Here is a 17,786-nt window from a genome sequence, read left to right as displayed (position 1 = left end):
AAGTATTAAAGCCTATAGTACATATTCAGTACTATAGGCTTTTGTCGTATCCGATATATTATTTTCTATACCCGCCACATCCTCTAGTATTAGAGTTTTGACCACAGTAACCTTGGCTAGTATTGTTACAAACTGTATTGTTATTATTACAGTTGTATTGAGCGTTTGTATTACAATTGTATTGAGTATCTGCATTACATTTATACTGAGCATTGGTATTGCAATTTGCTTGTGATCCATTGCATACATAATCATAAGCAAATCCTGTAGATACAGCCGCTGTCACGGCTAAAAGAGTCATGACAATCATACGTTTTGTAAACTTCATAGGTATCACCTCCTCATTTCTATACTTATATTGTACTACTAAATGTCAACTAAAATATGATATTCTATACATATATACTATTTGAGAGGCATTATGTGAAAGGATGAGAGTCTATTATGAAACGTATATTGATGGCTACACTATGTTTTAGCTGTGTTACGTTAGGAAGTCATGCGATTGATATTAATATACCAGGTGCGGATCCTACAATATCAAAGGATGCATATCAAAATTATCGCAAGACTGATTTAGATGTACACAAGATGGAACGTGAGGTTGAAGCAGAAATAAAAGATTATATGCCCAAAGCTGTGGTAGGTAATGGTGATATAGATTTAGATAAGGTAATTTATTCAAATCGTGAGTTAAACCATTCGTTAAATTTTTCTTCAACAGTATTTATTTTAAAGGAGGGTGGAGCAAATATAAAATTTACTATGCCATATCCAAGTAGGTATGGTAATACTGAAAAAATTTCAGATGGCACCTCTGCTTTCGAACAGGCAATAATTATGAGTCCTAATGGAATTATGGCCTATGAATTACGACATCAACCAGCTGGAAATAATTGGGAAGATAGTAAGATTCCATATAACAAGTTGACTATCGATGATATGAAAGCTATTGCAGAGAAAACAGCTGGAGTGTATAAAGCGCCTAATCCTTCTTTATATGCTGATAAATTTATGTATCCTATTATAGAAAAAGCCACATGGGATGTAACATATGCTAAGGGGACTCCGATGGTAGGGAGTATCAATTTTACAATGAAGGATACACCTACAATTTCCTATCATATCGGTTACAATTTGACACCTAAAAAACAGTTGAATTCATTGGAGAAACAAGGTGTAGATAAGACTAAAGAAATTATAATGTCACCTTTGGTAAACTATGTTCTACCATCTATTGAGCCAGCTAAGGATATCCTTTCTAAAAGTAAGACATTAAAAATTAATGATTTTACATTTTTAACACTAAAAACAAGTAAAATGGTACGGGTAGATAAAAGCGATTCGTATATGTACATACATGATAGCGATCATTATAAAGAGGGGATTATGGTGATGCCAATAGTTGATACTGATATGCAGCATCTAGAAAATATATTCCCAAAAGTTGTACGAAGTATCATTATGTCTGACAAATATTCGATGCGACAACCAATTCAATTTGCTACCGTATGGAATGATGCTATGCCATCTGTATACTTACAAATTAAGCGCCCTAAAACAATTTTGTATATGTTAATATCTCATGACAAACAATTTGTATATACGCATTTTATTATGTCTAATAATAGCAATCTATTGGTAAAAGACTATCGTGATATTGTGCAATATGTGGATACTAATAACATTAAGGACTACTATCATACATTCCAAAGTGGACTGGGGGCTAAGATGCCAAAAGAAATGGTTACTTATGATATTAAGAATACTAAGTAGTCGTTATTTATGAGTTGAATAATAATTAAAAATGAGCTTGTAGCACTATACTATTATAGTGCTACAGGCTCATTTTACAATATCAATTCTTTAAGACCCTATTTTGTTGTATTAGAACTTGTTTTATCGGCCGCTAGTGGTTGTTCTGCTAGAGCAACTTGAGGTTCGTTGTAAGTATAGCTTAATTGATGATTATAGGCTAATTTAAAGTAATTGGCTAACTCTTTATTTGTACAGTAGATGTAGCAACCTTTTTGACCACGTGTCATTAATGTACGGTATGTATTTTTTACAATTTCATTTGCAATACGATGTCCCTCCTCAGGATTTTCTTTTAAAAGTTTTTTGATACCTTTGATAGACTGATCTGTTTTAGCACGTTTATTAATATCTACGATGAGTTTGCCATTTTCATAACGTAAATCGTCACCGATAATAACTCCTACATACTCAAACTCAAGGCCTTGAGTGGTATGAATACAGCCCGCTTCATTAATAGAGTCTGGATCTATTGCATATGTGGTGGAATTTCCTAAGTTCCAGCTGATTCCAAAATTATGTTCCGGTATTTGGATATCTTTTACAAGAGAAGTCGTTCGACCTTCCTTAGGCCAATCCCAACAATAGCCTGCTAAAACTCGAGACTTATTGTTTATCTCATTTTTTGCTTTTATAGCAGCATACATAGCGTTAGGATCATCAAAAATCCTAAAGTCATAATCACCTTCAAAACCATCATAGTTTGCTGTTTCTGCAATTTGAAACACGTTGTCTAACCAAGCTAAATAGCCGTCAGAGCCATTACAACGGAACTGGGATTCTAGTGCGCCCTCATAAACAAGAGCCTTTTGCTCAGTACTAAACTTTAATATTTTATCGATAGTACCTGCATCTTTAAAAGTAACACGTTGATTTCGATCAATAAAGAAGACACTAAAGAGGGATGCATTAATAATTTCTTTGATTTGGTCTTCCCCTTCATTTTGGTACATTCCAGATTTTTCACGTAATCTATGTGCTTCATCAATAATTGCAATTTGAAGTGCATTTTTAGAGCGTGTATGGAATGTGCCACTACTTTGGAATAATGCTTTAATCTCTGTTTTTTTGAACCCTTTTTGTAACATGGTACTATATACATTTCGTGGCGCTGCATTAGATGTAATATACTGCGCCATATAGCCGTTATGGATACATTCAGCTAATAAGTTTATTGCTACAACACTTTTACCAGTACCGGGCCCGCCACGAACAATATACACCGTTTTTTGATTGTTCTTAATAGCATCTAGAGCAGCTTTTTTTATGCGTTCGAATTCAACCTTTTGATCATCGATGAGTACAAACTCTTTATTACCTTGCAGCATACTTAAAATAGAATCTTGCAGAGCTTTAGATGGTCTTAATTTACCATGCTCTATTGATTCCATAATGTTTGTAGTGTCAGGCTTTGGAATATACGTTTTAATAAAATCACGGAGCCTGTCCATTTGTCCTAATGTAAACATTGGAGATATATCTAATATTCCACGATAAATTGGATCTCGCAATTCTGGTGAAATACTTTCATCAAAGTTATGTAAAAAGGCACATGGATGAAGCTCAATAGGTCTAGTTTGTACATCTTCATTAAAGTTTTCAATGAGACTACAGTAAGACCACGCTTGATAGGATGGATGTGTGACTTCATGGAGTCCACCACGGAGATAGGTAGATACAATATTATCTTTATCAGTTACTTTGAAAGCTTCGCCCCATTGCTTCAACTCCACAATGACTACATGTTCTTTATTCTGTTGATCTAATCCGGTAATAATAAAATCCACCCGTTTTTGCGTGTTTGGAACGATATATTCAATCGCAACACCAGCTAAGTCAGGTATAGCAAAATCACGTATAACATTAGCCATATAAGATAAAGAAGTTTGCCATGAATGAATTTCAGATTCACCAACACGACGATATTTTTCTGTTAATGATTGATGTAACTTTTTGACCAAGACACCTTGTTCGAAATCTTGGATGAAAGCTTGTTTTGTAGAAGAGTAGATAATCATTTTCTAACCTTAATATAAAAATGAAGGAAAATTCATGAAATGTGTTGAATAATATTATTATAACATTTTATTATAGATACAAAATATATTGGTTATATAGTTGATGAGATATTAATTCTGAAATAAATGTATACTAGATAATTTATGAGGACAATTTCAATGAATGTAACAAGTAGTGATAATTTATCATGGGCAAAGTTTGAAGTAAATAATCCTAACAAACAAATTGCGTTTGAAAATATGTGTCGATCTTTATTTTCCCGAGAATTTGTTTTAGATTCTGAAGTGTTACATTCAGATCCTAATCATCCAGGAGTAGAGGTTGCTCCTGTAAGGTCAAAATATGGGGATTGCAATATTAGCTTTCAAGCTAAGTATTTTGATTCTAATATAAATTATAAACAAATAAGAGACTCATTAAAGAAAATGCTTGAAGTTTATACGGGAAAAATAGATAAAGTTTATCTATTTTCAAATAAAGATATCACTTCAACAAGTAGATCTTATAGAGATATTGTTGAGATGTTAGAAGCTTCAGGTGTTGCTATTGTCTTGATTACAGGTCAAACAATTTTAGATAAAGTAATGGATTATCCTACAGTTTTCACGACATATTTTGGGAAATATTCTTTTACTAAAGAGTGGTTTAGAGAAAATCTTGAACTTAGTTTAGAGAATCTTAGGAATAGATACAATGCGAGATTTAATATAAGTACTGAGACAGAAGATAACTTATTATTATTTTTGAAGGATTCAAATGCGGCACAATCAATTAATACACGAAAACATCAAGTTACAGAATATTTAAAAAAAATAGCTAGTAATTATAATTGTAGTAATAAAAAAGATGTTAGAGCATTTATTCATATTATTGAAGCTATTCCAGATGTAAAAATTTATAATTTGAATGAGGCGTTAAATTGGTCTAATATATTTAAAGATAAAAGTAAAGATATTATAAAACGTCTTTGTTCTAGTGAGAAGAAACTTTTAAGTAAACTTGAAAACAAAGAATCAAATTCTGATGATAAAGAAAACTTATATGATAAGTTAACTGAAGTAAGAAAGCTTTTAAAAATCTCAGAGCAATTAAAATTTTCTAAAGATGTAAAATCATTGATTAATAGTAATGTTTTAATTGTTAGAGGGGAAATGGGGACCGGAAAATCACAACTTTTAGCAAATACAGCAAAAAAAATTATTGATAATGATAATCTTGTAATCTTAAGTTTGGGGCAAACATATTTAAATGATGAGCGTATTGAAAAGCAGTTTTTAAAAAGCCTTAAAGGAGATATATCTAATATTTTTTTTGAAGATATACTTAGATATATGGACGAATATGCTTACTTAAATAATTGTTATTCAGTTATACTTATTGATGCTGTAAATGAATCAAATAATCGGGACATTTGGAGATATGGTATAAATAACTTGATTTCTATTATTAATAAATATAATAGAATTCGATTAGTTATATCTCTTAGGACTGGATTTGAGAAATTGACCTTGAGTGAAAAAGTTATTAATGATATTAGTGAAGGAACTATTGCATCAATTACTCATAGGGGATTAGATCATGAAAATATTGATGGGGTATTTGATTTTTTGGCTAATTATAAGATACCAGTATTTCCAGAAATTTATTTAAAACAAGAAATTTTTAATCCTCTTTATTTAACGTGGTTTTGTCAAACCTATAAGGGTGAAAGTCAAGATTTATTAGCTTTAATTAAGGAAGTTTTAAATAAGGCTGATAACGAGGCCTCCAAAGCGGCTAACTTTGAAGAGCCTATAGGCCTTATAAAGAAATTCTTAAATGAATATATTGAGAATAAGCAAAAGAAGAATATAATTTCTAAAGAAGAATTAATAGCTTTAAATTGTTGGCAGTTATATGGTGTAACTAATAAAATTTCTTATATAAAATCTTTAGAACGTTCAGGGATTATTACATCATTTATTTTTGATGAAAAAGAAATATATTATATTTCTTACAATTTACTGGAGGACTATATATATGCAAGTTGGATTATAGAGAATAAAAGTGATGATGAATTAAAAGTGTATGTTTTATATAACTTATTTGAGATAAATCATGAATTGCAAATAAGGAATGGTGGTAATGCAAGTCTATTTTCTATGATTGCCGCTTTATATTCAATTAAGAATGGTGCAGAATGTATAAGCATTATAGATGATATTGTAGAGGATGGATATAAACGAGATATTTTAGAGGAATACTTCAAGACCTTTTGCTGGCGAGAGTATAATGATTCTTTAGAATCTTTTATCGCATCTCTTGATAAGTATAAAGTCAGCCCTAATATTGTTTGGCAAATCTTTATTGAAAATTCTAGTAAAACTAATAACATATTAAACTCACTAGGTCTTAATAAATTGTTAAATAGTTATTCGCTGGCCCGTAGAGATTATTTGTGGACTATTTTTGTTAATAATTTAAATGAATCTGATATAATTATTAAATTTGCTTATCATATTGAAAAAGGTAATACTTTAGAATTAGTTTCTGAAGAAAAAATTAAATTATTATTGATATTATTTTCTTGGTTCCTTACCTCATCAAATCGTGTATTGCGTGATAGAATTTCTAAAGTGATGATTGAAATTCTAAGACATAGATTTACTCTTTGTAAATATCTACTTGATTTATTTAAAGCCGTAAATGACCCTTATATTGTACAAAGATTATATGGGATTGTTTTTGGTGCTGTAATGAAGCGGGGAGGGGAAGATGAAGCTGATTTTGAAGAGTTAGCAATTTACATTTATAAAGAGGTTTTTTGTAAGGATGAGGTATATCCTGATATTTTACTTCGTGATTATGCAAGGCTAATCATTGAGCGGTTTATATATGAGTTTCCCCATAAAGGATCTAACTTTGAAAATAATATATTTGAGCCACCATATACTTCACAGCCAATACCTAGAGGTAATGTGATAGATTATTATAAATCTGAATATTATTTCGGAGGGCGTGGTTGCATATGTTCGTCAATGATGTTTAACTCTAAAGTAAAAAGTGGAGGGATGTACGGGGATTTTGGTAGATACGTTTTTCAAGCTGCACTTTCATATTTTAAAGATGTAGATGAAGATAATATTTATTATTATGCTATGGATTATATATTTAATATATTGGGGTATTCTGAAAAGCTATTTGGTAAATATGATATGCGTAAAGGTGGATATGGGGATAGAAATTTTATGCAACGTACTGAGAGAATTGGAAAGAAATACCAGTGGATTACCTTCTATAATGTACTGGCTCGTCTTTCGGATACACATAAATTACTAGGATCCTATTCAGATGATAAAAAAGATATTCAATATAATGGACCTTGGAACCCATATGTAAGAGACTTTGATCCAACTTTAAATACACGATATTCTATGAATCATATTAGTACTCCTGTTTTTGAGGAGGAGCCTTTAGAAAATAGTTCTTTTTTGATTAATGATGTTTCAAAAGATGAAATTGATTGTTGGCTTGAAACTCCTGACAATATGTTTAATGAATTTCCTGATAGATTAATAAAAAAAGCATTTGATGGTATGGAATGGTTTTCATTAAGGTTTTATAAGAATTGTCAATTCCGGATTCATGATGATGATGTGTTATTTATAAAAGGGGATCAAGATATATGGATGTCATCAACTATGTATTTGGTATCAAAATCAAATGAACCAGTTACTTTAGATAAAATAGAATCATCAGAATTTATGAGTACTATTACTAGTAGCATACGATCATGTTATTCTTTATTCAATAGAGAATATAGTTGGAGTCCTGGATATGTTGATGAGTTTTGTAGCCATGAGAATTTTTTAAAGGGGACTGATTTAAATATAATTCCCGCATGTATAAACTTCTTGTGGGAAGAAGAATTTGATGCATCAAAAGAAAGCGCTATATCTTTTTATATACCGGCAGGTGAAATTATTCAAAGTATGGGCTTATACCAACGTGATATAGATGGAATTTATTATTATAAAGATGAAATTGTAGCATTTAATCAAAGTATTAATGATGGAGGCACTACAGAGCTATTGTTAAGACGAGATATATTAGATAAGTTTTTGGAAGAAAATAATTATAGTGCATTTTGGTATATTCAAGGTGAAAAGATATTCTTTCTAGATGATCGGCAATCTAAATGGAGTAATTGGAATGGTTACTATTTATATAAGAATAAGAAAATAAATGGGAAGCTTAAATGTGTAATAAAATCTGAATAAAGGTCAGATATTTTATCTGTATTTAGGTCATATTGTACTTATAACACAGACCTATTTTTAATTTCTTCATGAAATTTCTTTCTTTTATTTGTATAATACTGCCATTGGTCTTAAGAGAGGGCAGAGGTAGATGAAAGAAATAGCAAAACAGATTATAAATTATTGGTATTCATTAGATGCACTACAACCAAAGATAGTGTCAGATTATACAAAGATTGAGAAGAATAAGCCAAAGGTATTTGAGATATTTAGTGACCATATTAAGTTGTATCAACAATCAGCTATTGATTTTTCTCTTATAGATAGTGATTCGTATTATAAAACTGTATCTGAATTGGTATTACCTATTCCTGATATAGTACATAGTCAATCATTGTTATCGTATTTAACACATTTTGAAGAGTATTATAAGAAATGGATTAGTACGTATACGGTAGACCTGTCTTGTGCCGTATTTACTTGTGTGGTTGATGGAACGTCTGTACTGGAGCAGTTTATTAACAAGATGGGAATTACAGATATACCCGAAACACCTTTATTTCCAGCATTATATTGCTCATCTTTTATGACAGATAATGATGGAAATTATGTTGCTGATAGTGTTAGACTTTCACCATTTATATGGGCCGTACGGGAACTAGTGTTATTCCCGGATAAACCATTGCAGAATTTACATCTACATCAGTGGAAAGATATTGAAAAGGATATGGAGCGTGTATTACAATCCCAGGAGAAAGTGCTTTCAATAGATGAGACCATACAGATTGTGAATCATTACGTATGTGAACAGATTTTACAGCCTATAGGCGTAGAGATGAAGCGTGCTGGTGATGTATACACCTATTGTGGATTAACATCTACACTAGTGAATCGTAAAACCAAGAGTCAGCCTTACCGCCATGATTTGAAAGCAAGTTGTTTTTTAAATGATTTGTATTTTTTGTCTAAACATATAGACGAAATAGCTGAAGATAATAAGTTATTACACTATATTAATAGTTTAAACACGTCAATTGAACAATACGATTTATTACAAGACACTGAACAGCTACGACATTGGTATACGCCTAGAGCATTACCGTTAGGAAGATGGCCATCACCATTTAATTTATCCCTGATGCAACAAGTAGCCGTTAATATTGCAAAAGAGAACCCAAAGGAAATTTTTTCTGTTAATGGGCCGCCAGGGACAGGGAAAACAACGTTGTTAAAAGATATTATTGCTAATAATATTGTTGAGCGAGCTAGTAAAATTTGTGAATATAATCATGTTGAGGATATATTTACTAAGGTAAAAAGCCCAGATGGGGACGCATATTGTTATGAAATTCCTAGTTCTATTAGTAAATATGGTATGCTAGTGCTATCTGCTAATAATAAGGCTGTTGAAAATATATCATTGGAATTGCCCAATATATCAGCTGTTAGGACCGGATCTAATGATTCACACATATTTGATCCAAGGCATTCTGATATAAAAATAGATATCAGTGTATTGCAGAAAAAAGATGATAAAGACTCCGTCTCTCCTAATGAAATTTACTTCACATATCTTGCTAATCAGCTGCATAATACAACTGATCAATGGGGACTCATATCTACAAGGCTAGGTAATTCAAAAAATATTTCTGAATTTAAACCGATATTGAATTCTCTTTGTACACGATTAGAGTCTGTGATGAATGTAAAATCGGCACAAGATTTATTTGTTACAGCTAAGAAGCAATTTCAGGAACAATATGAGTTAGTAACACAATTGTTTGCTTATACTGAAAGCTATGAGCAAAATATACAGTGCTTGAAAGAATTAGAAGGGGATATTTCTAAACTAGAAGCTACTCAAAAAGCGTTAGATTGTGAAATTAATCAATATACGGATATAGAAGGAGACTTGACCTCTATTGAATCGCGTAAGCTAGAGCTATTAAATGATTTGATTGAGTTGAATGCTAAGCGTTCTTTAGTGGATAAGGTATTGGGGAAGATATCTATATCAGTATTAAAAGGGCTAAGTAATACAGCGTTACTATCTATTATTAATGAGAAAAATAGAGAATTGAAATCTATATTAGCTGAGCTTGTTACCTTACATGACAGATTGCAACTTAAGTATGTATTAGAAAAGCAACGTATTGAATTAGAATCTGAGTGTAAAACTTTGCAGGAAAATATAGTTGATATAAAGGCAGTACAAGGCAAATTATGTCAAACATTACAATTATCTAATAAGGATAATATTAGCTGTTTTGATACAGTTGAAAGTTCATATGGCGTATCACGCAATAAAGATGAATCGGCATATATTTCTGCACATACAGCCTATTTATATGCTTGTGATTATATCAATGAATGTCGAGAGCAACTATTTTTCGATGCCTTACAAGTACAAAAGGCAGTAGCTATTAGTAAACCATTTAGAAAGAACATGCAACTCTTATCATCTTATTGGGGTTCTTATAAGAAACGTCAAGAGTTAGATAAACAATTTGGCTTAGATCAAGTATTTCCTTTAGTATTTAATACATTATTTTTAGCGGTACCGGTTATATCCTCTACATTTGCGGCTGTTGAAAGTATGCTTCGTAATTGTACAGGTGAAGGTTCTATTGGGACTATTATTGTAGACGAGGCTGGTCAAGCATCGCCACATATGGTATTAGGTGCATTATATCGTGCACAACAAGCCATTATTGTAGGTGATCCAAAGCAAATTGAACCAGTTCAAACTGTTCAGGATTTATTTGTTAATTATGTAGGGAATCATGATATAGATTGTTATAGACATAAGGAATTATCCGTTCAACGTTTAGCAGATGCACAAAATCCATTTGCTGGTACGATACGAGAAGAGGATGATTCTGTTTCGTGGGTAGGCTGTCCACTAGTTGTTCATCGTCGTTGTGGTGAAATTATGTTTAATGTATCCAATGAATTGTCTTATGGCGGTTTTATGATTAATGAAACCGTGAAACCAAAAGAACCGGTTGAAATTGCCCTTCCTAGTTGTTGGATTACCTATGATGCTAGCCAAATCATTTCTAAGTCAAAAAAAGATCATTACATAAATACGCAAGGTGAAATTGGGGCTAAGTTAATTAATCTCTTACAGAATCATAATGTAAAGCTAGACGATATATTTGTCATATCTCCTTTTAAAACTGTTGCTGAAGGCTTTAAAGCATACATGAGTAATCAACTAGTATATATAGACGATGAAAGTCGTGATATCTGGATTGAAAATAATATTGGCACAGTTCATACCTTCCAAGGCAAAGAAGCCAAAGTCGTTATTTATATGTTAGGCTGTCAAAGCGATGGCACTGCTAATGGAGCTATTAAATGGGTTAACGCTAATAATGTAAATGTAGCCTTTACAAGAGCAAGGGAGTATATCTATGTTATTGGTGACGCTACCAAATGGGCAGAACTCAATAAAAATCTTGCATTTGCCCAAAGATACTTGCCTATTTATACTTTAGAGGATTTCTAAGTTAATAAGTTGCAATGACTATAGTAGATTGCTAGATTATAAGGTATAGGTTACTATAGATGTTTCTATAAAGAATTTATATTTACAATAAGGCTTTATAAAAGAAAACAAGGAAAGAAATCCTTAGATTCCTTTACTTATTTAAATATGATATAATTTATATCAAAGTGAGGCATAAATGGTTTCGACGCCAGACTTCGCTTCTAGATTTATTGAATTGAAGAAACGGTCTGACTTCTATGTCGGGCCTTTTTTCATGCGTTTTCTCACCGCCAATCCTCGAGTTGATTAGCAAAGGCTGGACCCATTTAGAGGTCTCAAGTTCAATATAGTGTTGTGAAAAATAAAAGTAAATAGATTAGAGGTTCCTAATAGTCACCTAGGTGACTATTAGGAACCTCTTTCGTTTTGTAATTACTATCATAAAAACGAATTAACTATGTTAAAATACAATTAATATTAGTGTTTAGTGGGGGAGATATTTATGAAACGTTGTATTACATTACTAAGTTTAGGTTTGTGTTTAGCGGCACCAATGCTTTCAAACGCTAACGATATTAGACCTCTAATACATGTTACGAATGTACATAATGGTCAATATGATGAAGGTTTAGATGCTATTACAGAAATCAAGTTTTTTGGTCCGTATCAGTTCCGTGTATTGAAGGACTCTGTGGAGACTAAGGGGGAAACTAAAGATATAGATGGGAGAGCTTTTAGAACCTCTGATGGTGTTTTTATGCATGTGAAGGCTAGATCTATCGATAATACAAGTATCTCTTTAGATAAAGAGATTAAAAAAATTGTTAAAGATAGAACGGTTCCTGAACCTACGGTAAAGATGGTATTGCCTATTAAGTATGATGTAACAGAGATTGATAATGATGGTGTGCGTAGTTTACTAGCCGAATTCATGTATGGCTGGCCATTACATAATAGGACGGACATGGTATTAGTTACTGATTATGAAGATACTCGTTACTATTATAATTTACAGTTTTATAGAGACCAGCTACCAAAAGGTGTTCGCATTGAGCAGTTACGCCAGATGATTATGGATGCGCAGTTTAGTTATAAATAAGGTGTATTTGATCAGATTCCCATATTTATTTATCCTAATGTATTTAGTCAGTTTGTAATATTTAGCTGAATGGGTATAGTAAAAGTAAATTAAAAAGAGGTTCCTATGTGTCAATTTGTGACCATCAGGAACCTCTTTTGTTGTGCAAGAGTTTATATAGTTTTCAAACTATTATAATATGCTTTTACCTAAAGGAAATACAGTTTTACCGAATACTTTGTTAACAAGTACAGCACCAGAACCGTAGAAGCCTAATAGGGAGATGAATAATTCAGACCATGCTGCAAGAGCGAAGAAGCCTGTTTTGCCGCCTAAGAATAGGTCAGTTGCTAGACCGAAGAATAGGAAGCAGATAAGTAGCATAATAGCGAATACAACTTTATTCGTTTTTAAAGATGCAATTGTACCAAAAATAGAGAAGATTAAAAAGCCCACAAAAGCAAATGCTAATTGTGTTACATCGAAACCTTTTTGAATTTCAGGACCGAAAGATCCCATTTGGATTAACCAAACGCCAGCCATTGCAGACCAGAATAAACCGTATGCACCGAATACAACAGAGCCGAAAGGATTATTTTTCTTGAAATCAAAATGGCTTGCCATTAATTGGGCCAAAGAACCTAATAAAACAGCCCAAGGTATAATAACGGATGTTGTTGGACCAGACCAGCCTACGCGGGACGTGGATACCACAAAACATACAATAGCTAAACCTAGTAGACCAAGACCTGTTGGATCTGCTACATTTTCACTCATTTCAACTTTTCTTACTTCCTTTTCCATTTGTTCCTCATTTCTCTGTCAACTAACTACAACCATACAGTAAAATATTCACATGATATTGTGCGGTCATCTCCCATTCAATACACTAGCTATTGAATTGACGGCGTATCTATGTGAAAGCACTGCCCCATAAATGTAACATATATCACATTTTTAAGGCAATAGATTTGGAATAGGAGCTATGTGTAAAATGTATAATGTGAAAAATGAAATAAAAGTGAGAAAATAAAAGAAAAAGCGTGCAAAATGAGAAGCCTATGATTTTATTTCCCAATTTTGTACGATTTTAATTTATAAATCTCTTATTTATATGAATTTGCTATAGATTATTGACAAGAATTTAGAATATATCAATGACTATACTCAATATATGAGTAGTGCCTTGAATATGACTAATTTTATTTTAAATTCCATGAAAAGGTGCATATATTATTTATTTAAGGTTTCAATAATGCTTAGAATATCATCTGCTTTTCGGGCAATATGTGTTACGCCTAGTTCTTTATGGAGTGATTCTTCTCTAAAGCCCCATGTAACACCGATGCAAAGTAGACCGGAGTTTTTGGCGGTAGCTACATCAACTTCAGAGTCACCTACATAAATGGATTCTTCTGGTGTAGAACCTAGATCTTTTAATGCTTGGAGCACCATATCTGGTGCTGGTTTACGTTGTAACCCTGGTCTTTCACCAATGGCAACAGGTAAACGATCGCCAAAGTACTCTTTATTAAGTGGTGTTACACCTTCTTGGATTTTGTTAGACACGATGGCTAATTTATAACCTTGTTCACGCAATACATCAAGCATATTTAGGATGCCTGGGTAAGGAGCTGTTGTGTCTTTTAAATGCTCACCATAGTAAGCTTTAAATTCCTCAATGTATGGCTCTAATTCATGATCAGCTACTGTACTAGGGAGACACTGACGCATTAAATATGTTACTGCATTACCGAGTGCTGCTTTTACCTCTGTTAGAGATTTTTCAGGGAAGTTATGTGTACGTAGAACATGATTTACGGCGTTAGCTAAATCTGTAGCCGTATTGAGCAATGTACCGTCGCAGTCAAAAACGATAGTCGTATATTTCATAGGGTCCTCCGATATTAAATTAATATGTACTTTTTAAGTATATGATAAATATGTAGAAAATCAAGAGAATAGACCTATTAGTTACTATAATTATGTTACAATGATAGAAGTAATAATTACAGTGTATAGGAGGCGTAGTATGACTGAAATACAAGCTCTTTTATTAATAAAAGCTACCCTAGAAGCCGCTGATATTCACGGCATCGAATCTATCTTGGCTGACGATTGTGAATATATGTCTACGGGCCGTGGCATTATTGGGCGAAACCGCAATGAAACTGTTGATTTTTTGTCCTCTATGGCTGAGTCTATTAAGGCCGACAATGTGCCTGTTACGTGCAAGGTGATGCATATTACCGATGTGTACGAGGAGGATGCGCTATTCCATGAGGGTCGTCATGGCTTAACCGTTTCTTATGAAAGCGGCGATAATTATGTGTATCTGCTATTTGTAGATTTAAATGACGAGGGACTAGTTGACCGTATTGTATCTAGTCAGGAAAATTATAGCATTGAGTATGATGATCTCCGCTTTAGTTCTGATGAAAGCGAATATGCTTTCACGACTTCGCCAACGACTGTGAAAGATTGGATTACAGCACTCAGCATGTGGCTTGAAACTGCAAATGTAGATGTAGACGATTTTTATCAATATATCGATGAAGATACGCGCGTTGTATTTCAAAAGGGCGATGCAGAATCTATTACTCTTGAAAGTGGCCTTGAGGTAGAGGACTATTTTGATCAGTTAATGAATCAACATTTTAATGCGGTGCCTCATATCATTCGAGATGAAGAAGATGGACTAATCTTAACCTATGGTCCTATGAGTGCCATTGCTACCCTCAATGAAGAGGGATCATTAGCTCTTATCAGTATCTATATCGACACCCGTGATGAAGACGAAGCAACGGATGAGATTGGCTATATCGAAGAGGACTTAACGAAGGAAACTATTATTGAAGAGGATCTATATTAGTCGATACTACTTATTTGATATATCTAATCTAATTAGGATTAATAGATAAAATAAAAACTACCAGTTAAACATATATCTTTTAAACAGACCTTCTACTATGGAAGGATAAGGCATTAGATATTATCAATAACTGGTAGTTTTTTGTATTATTTATATTTCGTCATGGTCTTTAATGAGACCAGCTTTTTTCTTTTTCCAGTAGGAGTAGTAGAACGGCAAGATTACGATACAGCCGCCTAGACCCCATAATAATTGGTTAGTTTGAGCTTGGGCAAGCATCCATAGGGATGTGCCAATAGCGATGACTGGGATTAAGTAGCCACCAGGGATTGTGTAGGAGCGAGCTTTGTCTGCCCATTTACGACGGAAGATAATAACAGCCAAACATGTTGGTAGGTATTGTGTAAAACGAGATACCGCACTAATGGCTGCTAGTGTTGTAAAGGAACCAGACCATGCAAGTAATACACTGGCAATGGCAGTAACGATAGCTGCTACATATGGTGCATTGTAACGATTACGTTTTGCCAAAGCACTTGGTAACATACCATCCTCCGCCATGGATGTTGCCACACGAGGTGCATAGTAAGCTTCGGCAAAGTTGATACCACCCATAGAGATCAATGTGCCTATTAATACGATATACATACCAATAGGTCCAACAATTACGTTGAATGCATCTTGTACTGGAGCCTTGGTATTTGCTAAATCTGTACCAAGTACACCAATAGATACGGCGAGGATTGCCATATACAGAACGGATACGAGAAGCATACACATGATAATAGCACGTGGTAAATTTTTTTTAGGATTTTTCATATCCTCTGCAGCAATGGCAATAACTTCAAACCCTGTATAGGCAAAAAATAGAAGAACTGCAGCTTGAGCAAATGATCCATCTACATAGTTGTCTTGAGGGAAGACTGGTGTAAAGTTAGCTCCATTTATAAAGAAAATACCAATTGCAATGAATAGGGTAAGCGGAACTAACTTAGAGATAGTAATTAAGTTATTAACGAATTTTGATACATTAACACCAAATATATTTACAATGGTAAGACCTACAATTAAGATAAATGAAATGACGTCCTTTGCAAAATCACCACTTAAAGCTGGTACTGCAGCACCTAATGCTGTAGCAAAGCCAACGGCCATAGCCGCCCAGGCAATAACGGTTACGATCCATTTTAAAACGCCCACTTCAAAGGCCCAAAAATCACCTAATGCATGTTTTGCATATAGATAAGGACCTCCATTACGTGTAAATAGGCTGGCTGCCTCTGCAAAGCAAAGGGCGATACAACCTGCGATAACGGCGTCAAATAACAGGACGCCTAAGCTAGCGGAACCAATTATAGAATATGCTTTGTTTGGTAGTAGGAAAATACCTGTCCCTACAATACCATTGATGCCAAGGAGTACAATACTCCAAAAGTCAAATTTTCCTGTTTCTTTCATGATACAATCTTCCTACTATTTAGTTATATTTTCTCGAACTGCTTTTACGAATGCAGTAAATAAACGTTTTGCATTTTCATCACTTGTAGACATCATTTCTGGGTGGAATTGACAGGCGACTAACCAAGGATAAGATGGGTCCTCTAAACCTTCTACAGTACCATCCTTAGCTCTTGCTACAACTTGTAATCCTTTACCGACGTTTTTAACTGTTTGGTGATGATGGGAATTCGTAATCCAAGTATTGCAACCTATAGCACTAGCTAGTTTTGAGTTGGTCTCAATCTCTACAGTATGGGTACCAAGAGAAGGTGTTTGATTCTGAGAGTGTTTTATTGTACAGTTTTGATCATATTTTAAGTCTTGGAATAAAGAGCCGCCACGATATACATTTAAGATTTGTAAGCCACGACAGATGCAAAAGATAGGAATTTGTCTTTCTTCTGCTGCTTTGATTAAAGCAAAGTCGAATTGATCTCGCTCCGGAAATACATCGCCAAGACCTTGCAAAGGTTCTTCTCCATAGTGAAGAGGGTATACATCATGACCGCCAGATAATAGTAAGCCGTCAAGCTTTGCTACCGTTTCGCGAGCTACATCAAGATTTTGGGTAAATGGAATTATAACAGGAATGCCACCAGTTTTCTCAATAGAACGAGGATAGTCTTGGTTTACGTAGGAGCGCAATAAATCTACGTAAGGACCACCATTATCTCGTAAGATATTGCCAGATATGCCAATAAATGGTTTCGTCATAATATCACCTCATATGTGTAAAAATCTGTACAACCTGATGTTAGTGTATCAGATTTT

11 protein-coding genes are annotated in these 17,786 nt (G+C 33.5%); 5 read left to right on the top strand and 6 right to left on the bottom strand.

From position 1 onward, the window contains the following. Positions 1 to 58: 58 nt before the first annotated feature. Positions 59 to 328, bottom strand: a complete 270-nt coding sequence (locus tag VPAR_RS05880; RefSeq protein ID WP_012864548.1) for a hypothetical protein — start codon at positions 326 to 328, stop codon at positions 59 to 61. A 116-nt stretch (positions 329 to 444) separates the two neighbouring features. Between VPAR_RS05880 and VPAR_RS05875 the strand changes: the two genes are divergently transcribed. Then, complete coding sequence (locus tag VPAR_RS05875; protein WP_012864547.1) at positions 445 to 1,776, top strand: hypothetical protein; 1,332 nt, start codon at positions 445 to 447, stop codon at positions 1,774 to 1,776. 98 nt (positions 1,777 to 1,874) lie between these two features. Here VPAR_RS05875 and VPAR_RS05870 read toward each other — a convergent pair whose 3' ends face one another. After that, positions 1,875 to 3,833: a DUF2075 domain-containing protein gene (locus VPAR_RS05870; RefSeq protein WP_012864546.1), complete on the bottom strand. Its 1,959-nt coding sequence runs from the start codon at positions 3,831 to 3,833 to the stop codon at positions 1,875 to 1,877. 159 nt (positions 3,834 to 3,992) lie between these two features. Between VPAR_RS05870 and VPAR_RS05865 the strand changes: the two genes are divergently transcribed. From VPAR_RS05865 to VPAR_RS05855, 3 genes are all read left to right on the top strand, one after another. Further along, positions 3,993 to 8,093: an NACHT domain-containing protein gene (locus VPAR_RS05865; RefSeq protein ID WP_012864545.1), complete on the top strand. Its 4,101-nt coding sequence runs from the start codon at positions 3,993 to 3,995 to the stop codon at positions 8,091 to 8,093. Between the two features lie 130 nt (positions 8,094 to 8,223). After that, entirely contained in the window at positions 8,224 to 11,583 is a 3,360-nt protein-coding gene (locus VPAR_RS05860; protein ID WP_012864544.1) for a DEAD/DEAH box helicase, read from the top strand. Positions 11,584 to 12,067: 484 nt separating this feature from the next. Beyond that, positions 12,068 to 12,664, top strand: a complete 597-nt coding sequence (locus VPAR_RS05855) for a hypothetical protein (RefSeq protein WP_012864543.1) — start codon at positions 12,068 to 12,070, stop codon at positions 12,662 to 12,664. A gap of 171 nt (positions 12,665 to 12,835) precedes the next feature. Here VPAR_RS05855 and VPAR_RS05850 read toward each other — a convergent pair whose 3' ends face one another. After that, a complete protein-coding gene (locus VPAR_RS05850) occupies positions 12,836 to 13,447 on the bottom strand; it encodes an acetate uptake transporter (protein ID WP_012864542.1) in 612 nt (203 codons plus the stop codon). A gap of 429 nt (positions 13,448 to 13,876) precedes the next feature. Beyond that, the gene (locus VPAR_RS05845; RefSeq protein WP_012864541.1) at positions 13,877 to 14,536 is read right to left on the bottom strand and encodes an HAD family hydrolase; all 660 of its coding nucleotides are present in this window, start codon (positions 14,534 to 14,536) and stop codon (positions 13,877 to 13,879) included. A gap of 139 nt (positions 14,537 to 14,675) precedes the next feature. On the opposite strand from VPAR_RS05845, the gene VPAR_RS05840 reads away from it, so the two are divergent. Beyond that, positions 14,676 to 15,515, top strand: a complete 840-nt coding sequence (locus VPAR_RS05840) for a hypothetical protein (protein WP_012864540.1) — start codon at positions 14,676 to 14,678, stop codon at positions 15,513 to 15,515. 150 nt (positions 15,516 to 15,665) lie between these two features. Here VPAR_RS05840 and VPAR_RS05835 read toward each other — a convergent pair whose 3' ends face one another. Both VPAR_RS05835 and VPAR_RS05830 read right to left on the bottom strand, forming a co-directional pair. After that, complete coding sequence (locus VPAR_RS05835) at positions 15,666 to 16,973, bottom strand: APC family permease (protein WP_012864539.1); 1,308 nt, start codon at positions 16,971 to 16,973, stop codon at positions 15,666 to 15,668. Positions 16,974 to 16,988: 15 nt separating this feature from the next. After that, entirely contained in the window at positions 16,989 to 17,729 is a 741-nt protein-coding gene (locus VPAR_RS05830) for a gamma-glutamyl-gamma-aminobutyrate hydrolase family protein (protein WP_012864538.1), read from the bottom strand. Between the last annotated feature and the right edge of the window lie 57 nt (positions 17,730 to 17,786).

Source organism: Veillonella parvula DSM 2008 (assembly GCF_000024945.1).
GTDB classification, from domain to species: Bacteria; Bacillota; Negativicutes; order Veillonellales; family Veillonellaceae; genus Veillonella; species Veillonella parvula.
The sequence above is the reverse complement of the archived record's forward strand: the minus strand, read 5'-3'. Positions and strand labels throughout refer to the sequence as shown.

Excerpts from the sequence above, each read along its gene's own strand:
- VPAR_RS05880 (WP_012864548.1), bottom strand. The coding sequence starts at position 328 with ATGAAGTTTACAAAACGTATGATTGTCATGACTCTTTTAGCCGTGACA.
- VPAR_RS05875 (WP_012864547.1), top strand. The coding sequence starts at position 445 with ATGAAACGTATATTGATGGCTACACTATGTTTTAGCTGTGTTACGTTA.
- VPAR_RS05870 (WP_012864546.1), bottom strand. The coding sequence starts at position 3,833 with ATGATTATCTACTCTTCTACAAAACAAGCTTTCATCCAAGATTTCGAA.
- VPAR_RS05865 (WP_012864545.1), top strand. The coding sequence starts at position 3,993 with ATGAATGTAACAAGTAGTGATAATTTATCATGGGCAAAGTTTGAAGTA.
- VPAR_RS05860 (WP_012864544.1), top strand. The coding sequence starts at position 8,224 with ATGAAAGAAATAGCAAAACAGATTATAAATTATTGGTATTCATTAGAT.
- VPAR_RS05855 (WP_012864543.1), top strand. The coding sequence starts at position 12,068 with ATGAAACGTTGTATTACATTACTAAGTTTAGGTTTGTGTTTAGCGGCA.
- VPAR_RS05850 (WP_012864542.1), bottom strand. The coding sequence starts at position 13,447 with ATGGAAAAGGAAGTAAGAAAAGTTGAAATGAGTGAAAATGTAGCAGAT.
- VPAR_RS05845 (WP_012864541.1), bottom strand. The coding sequence starts at position 14,536 with ATGAAATATACGACTATCGTTTTTGACTGCGACGGTACATTGCTCAAT.
- VPAR_RS05840 (WP_012864540.1), top strand. The coding sequence starts at position 14,676 with ATGACTGAAATACAAGCTCTTTTATTAATAAAAGCTACCCTAGAAGCC.
- VPAR_RS05835 (WP_012864539.1), bottom strand. The coding sequence starts at position 16,973 with ATGAAAGAAACAGGAAAATTTGACTTTTGGAGTATTGTACTCCTTGGC.
- VPAR_RS05830 (WP_012864538.1), bottom strand. The coding sequence starts at position 17,729 with ATGACGAAACCATTTATTGGCATATCTGGCAATATCTTACGAGATAAT.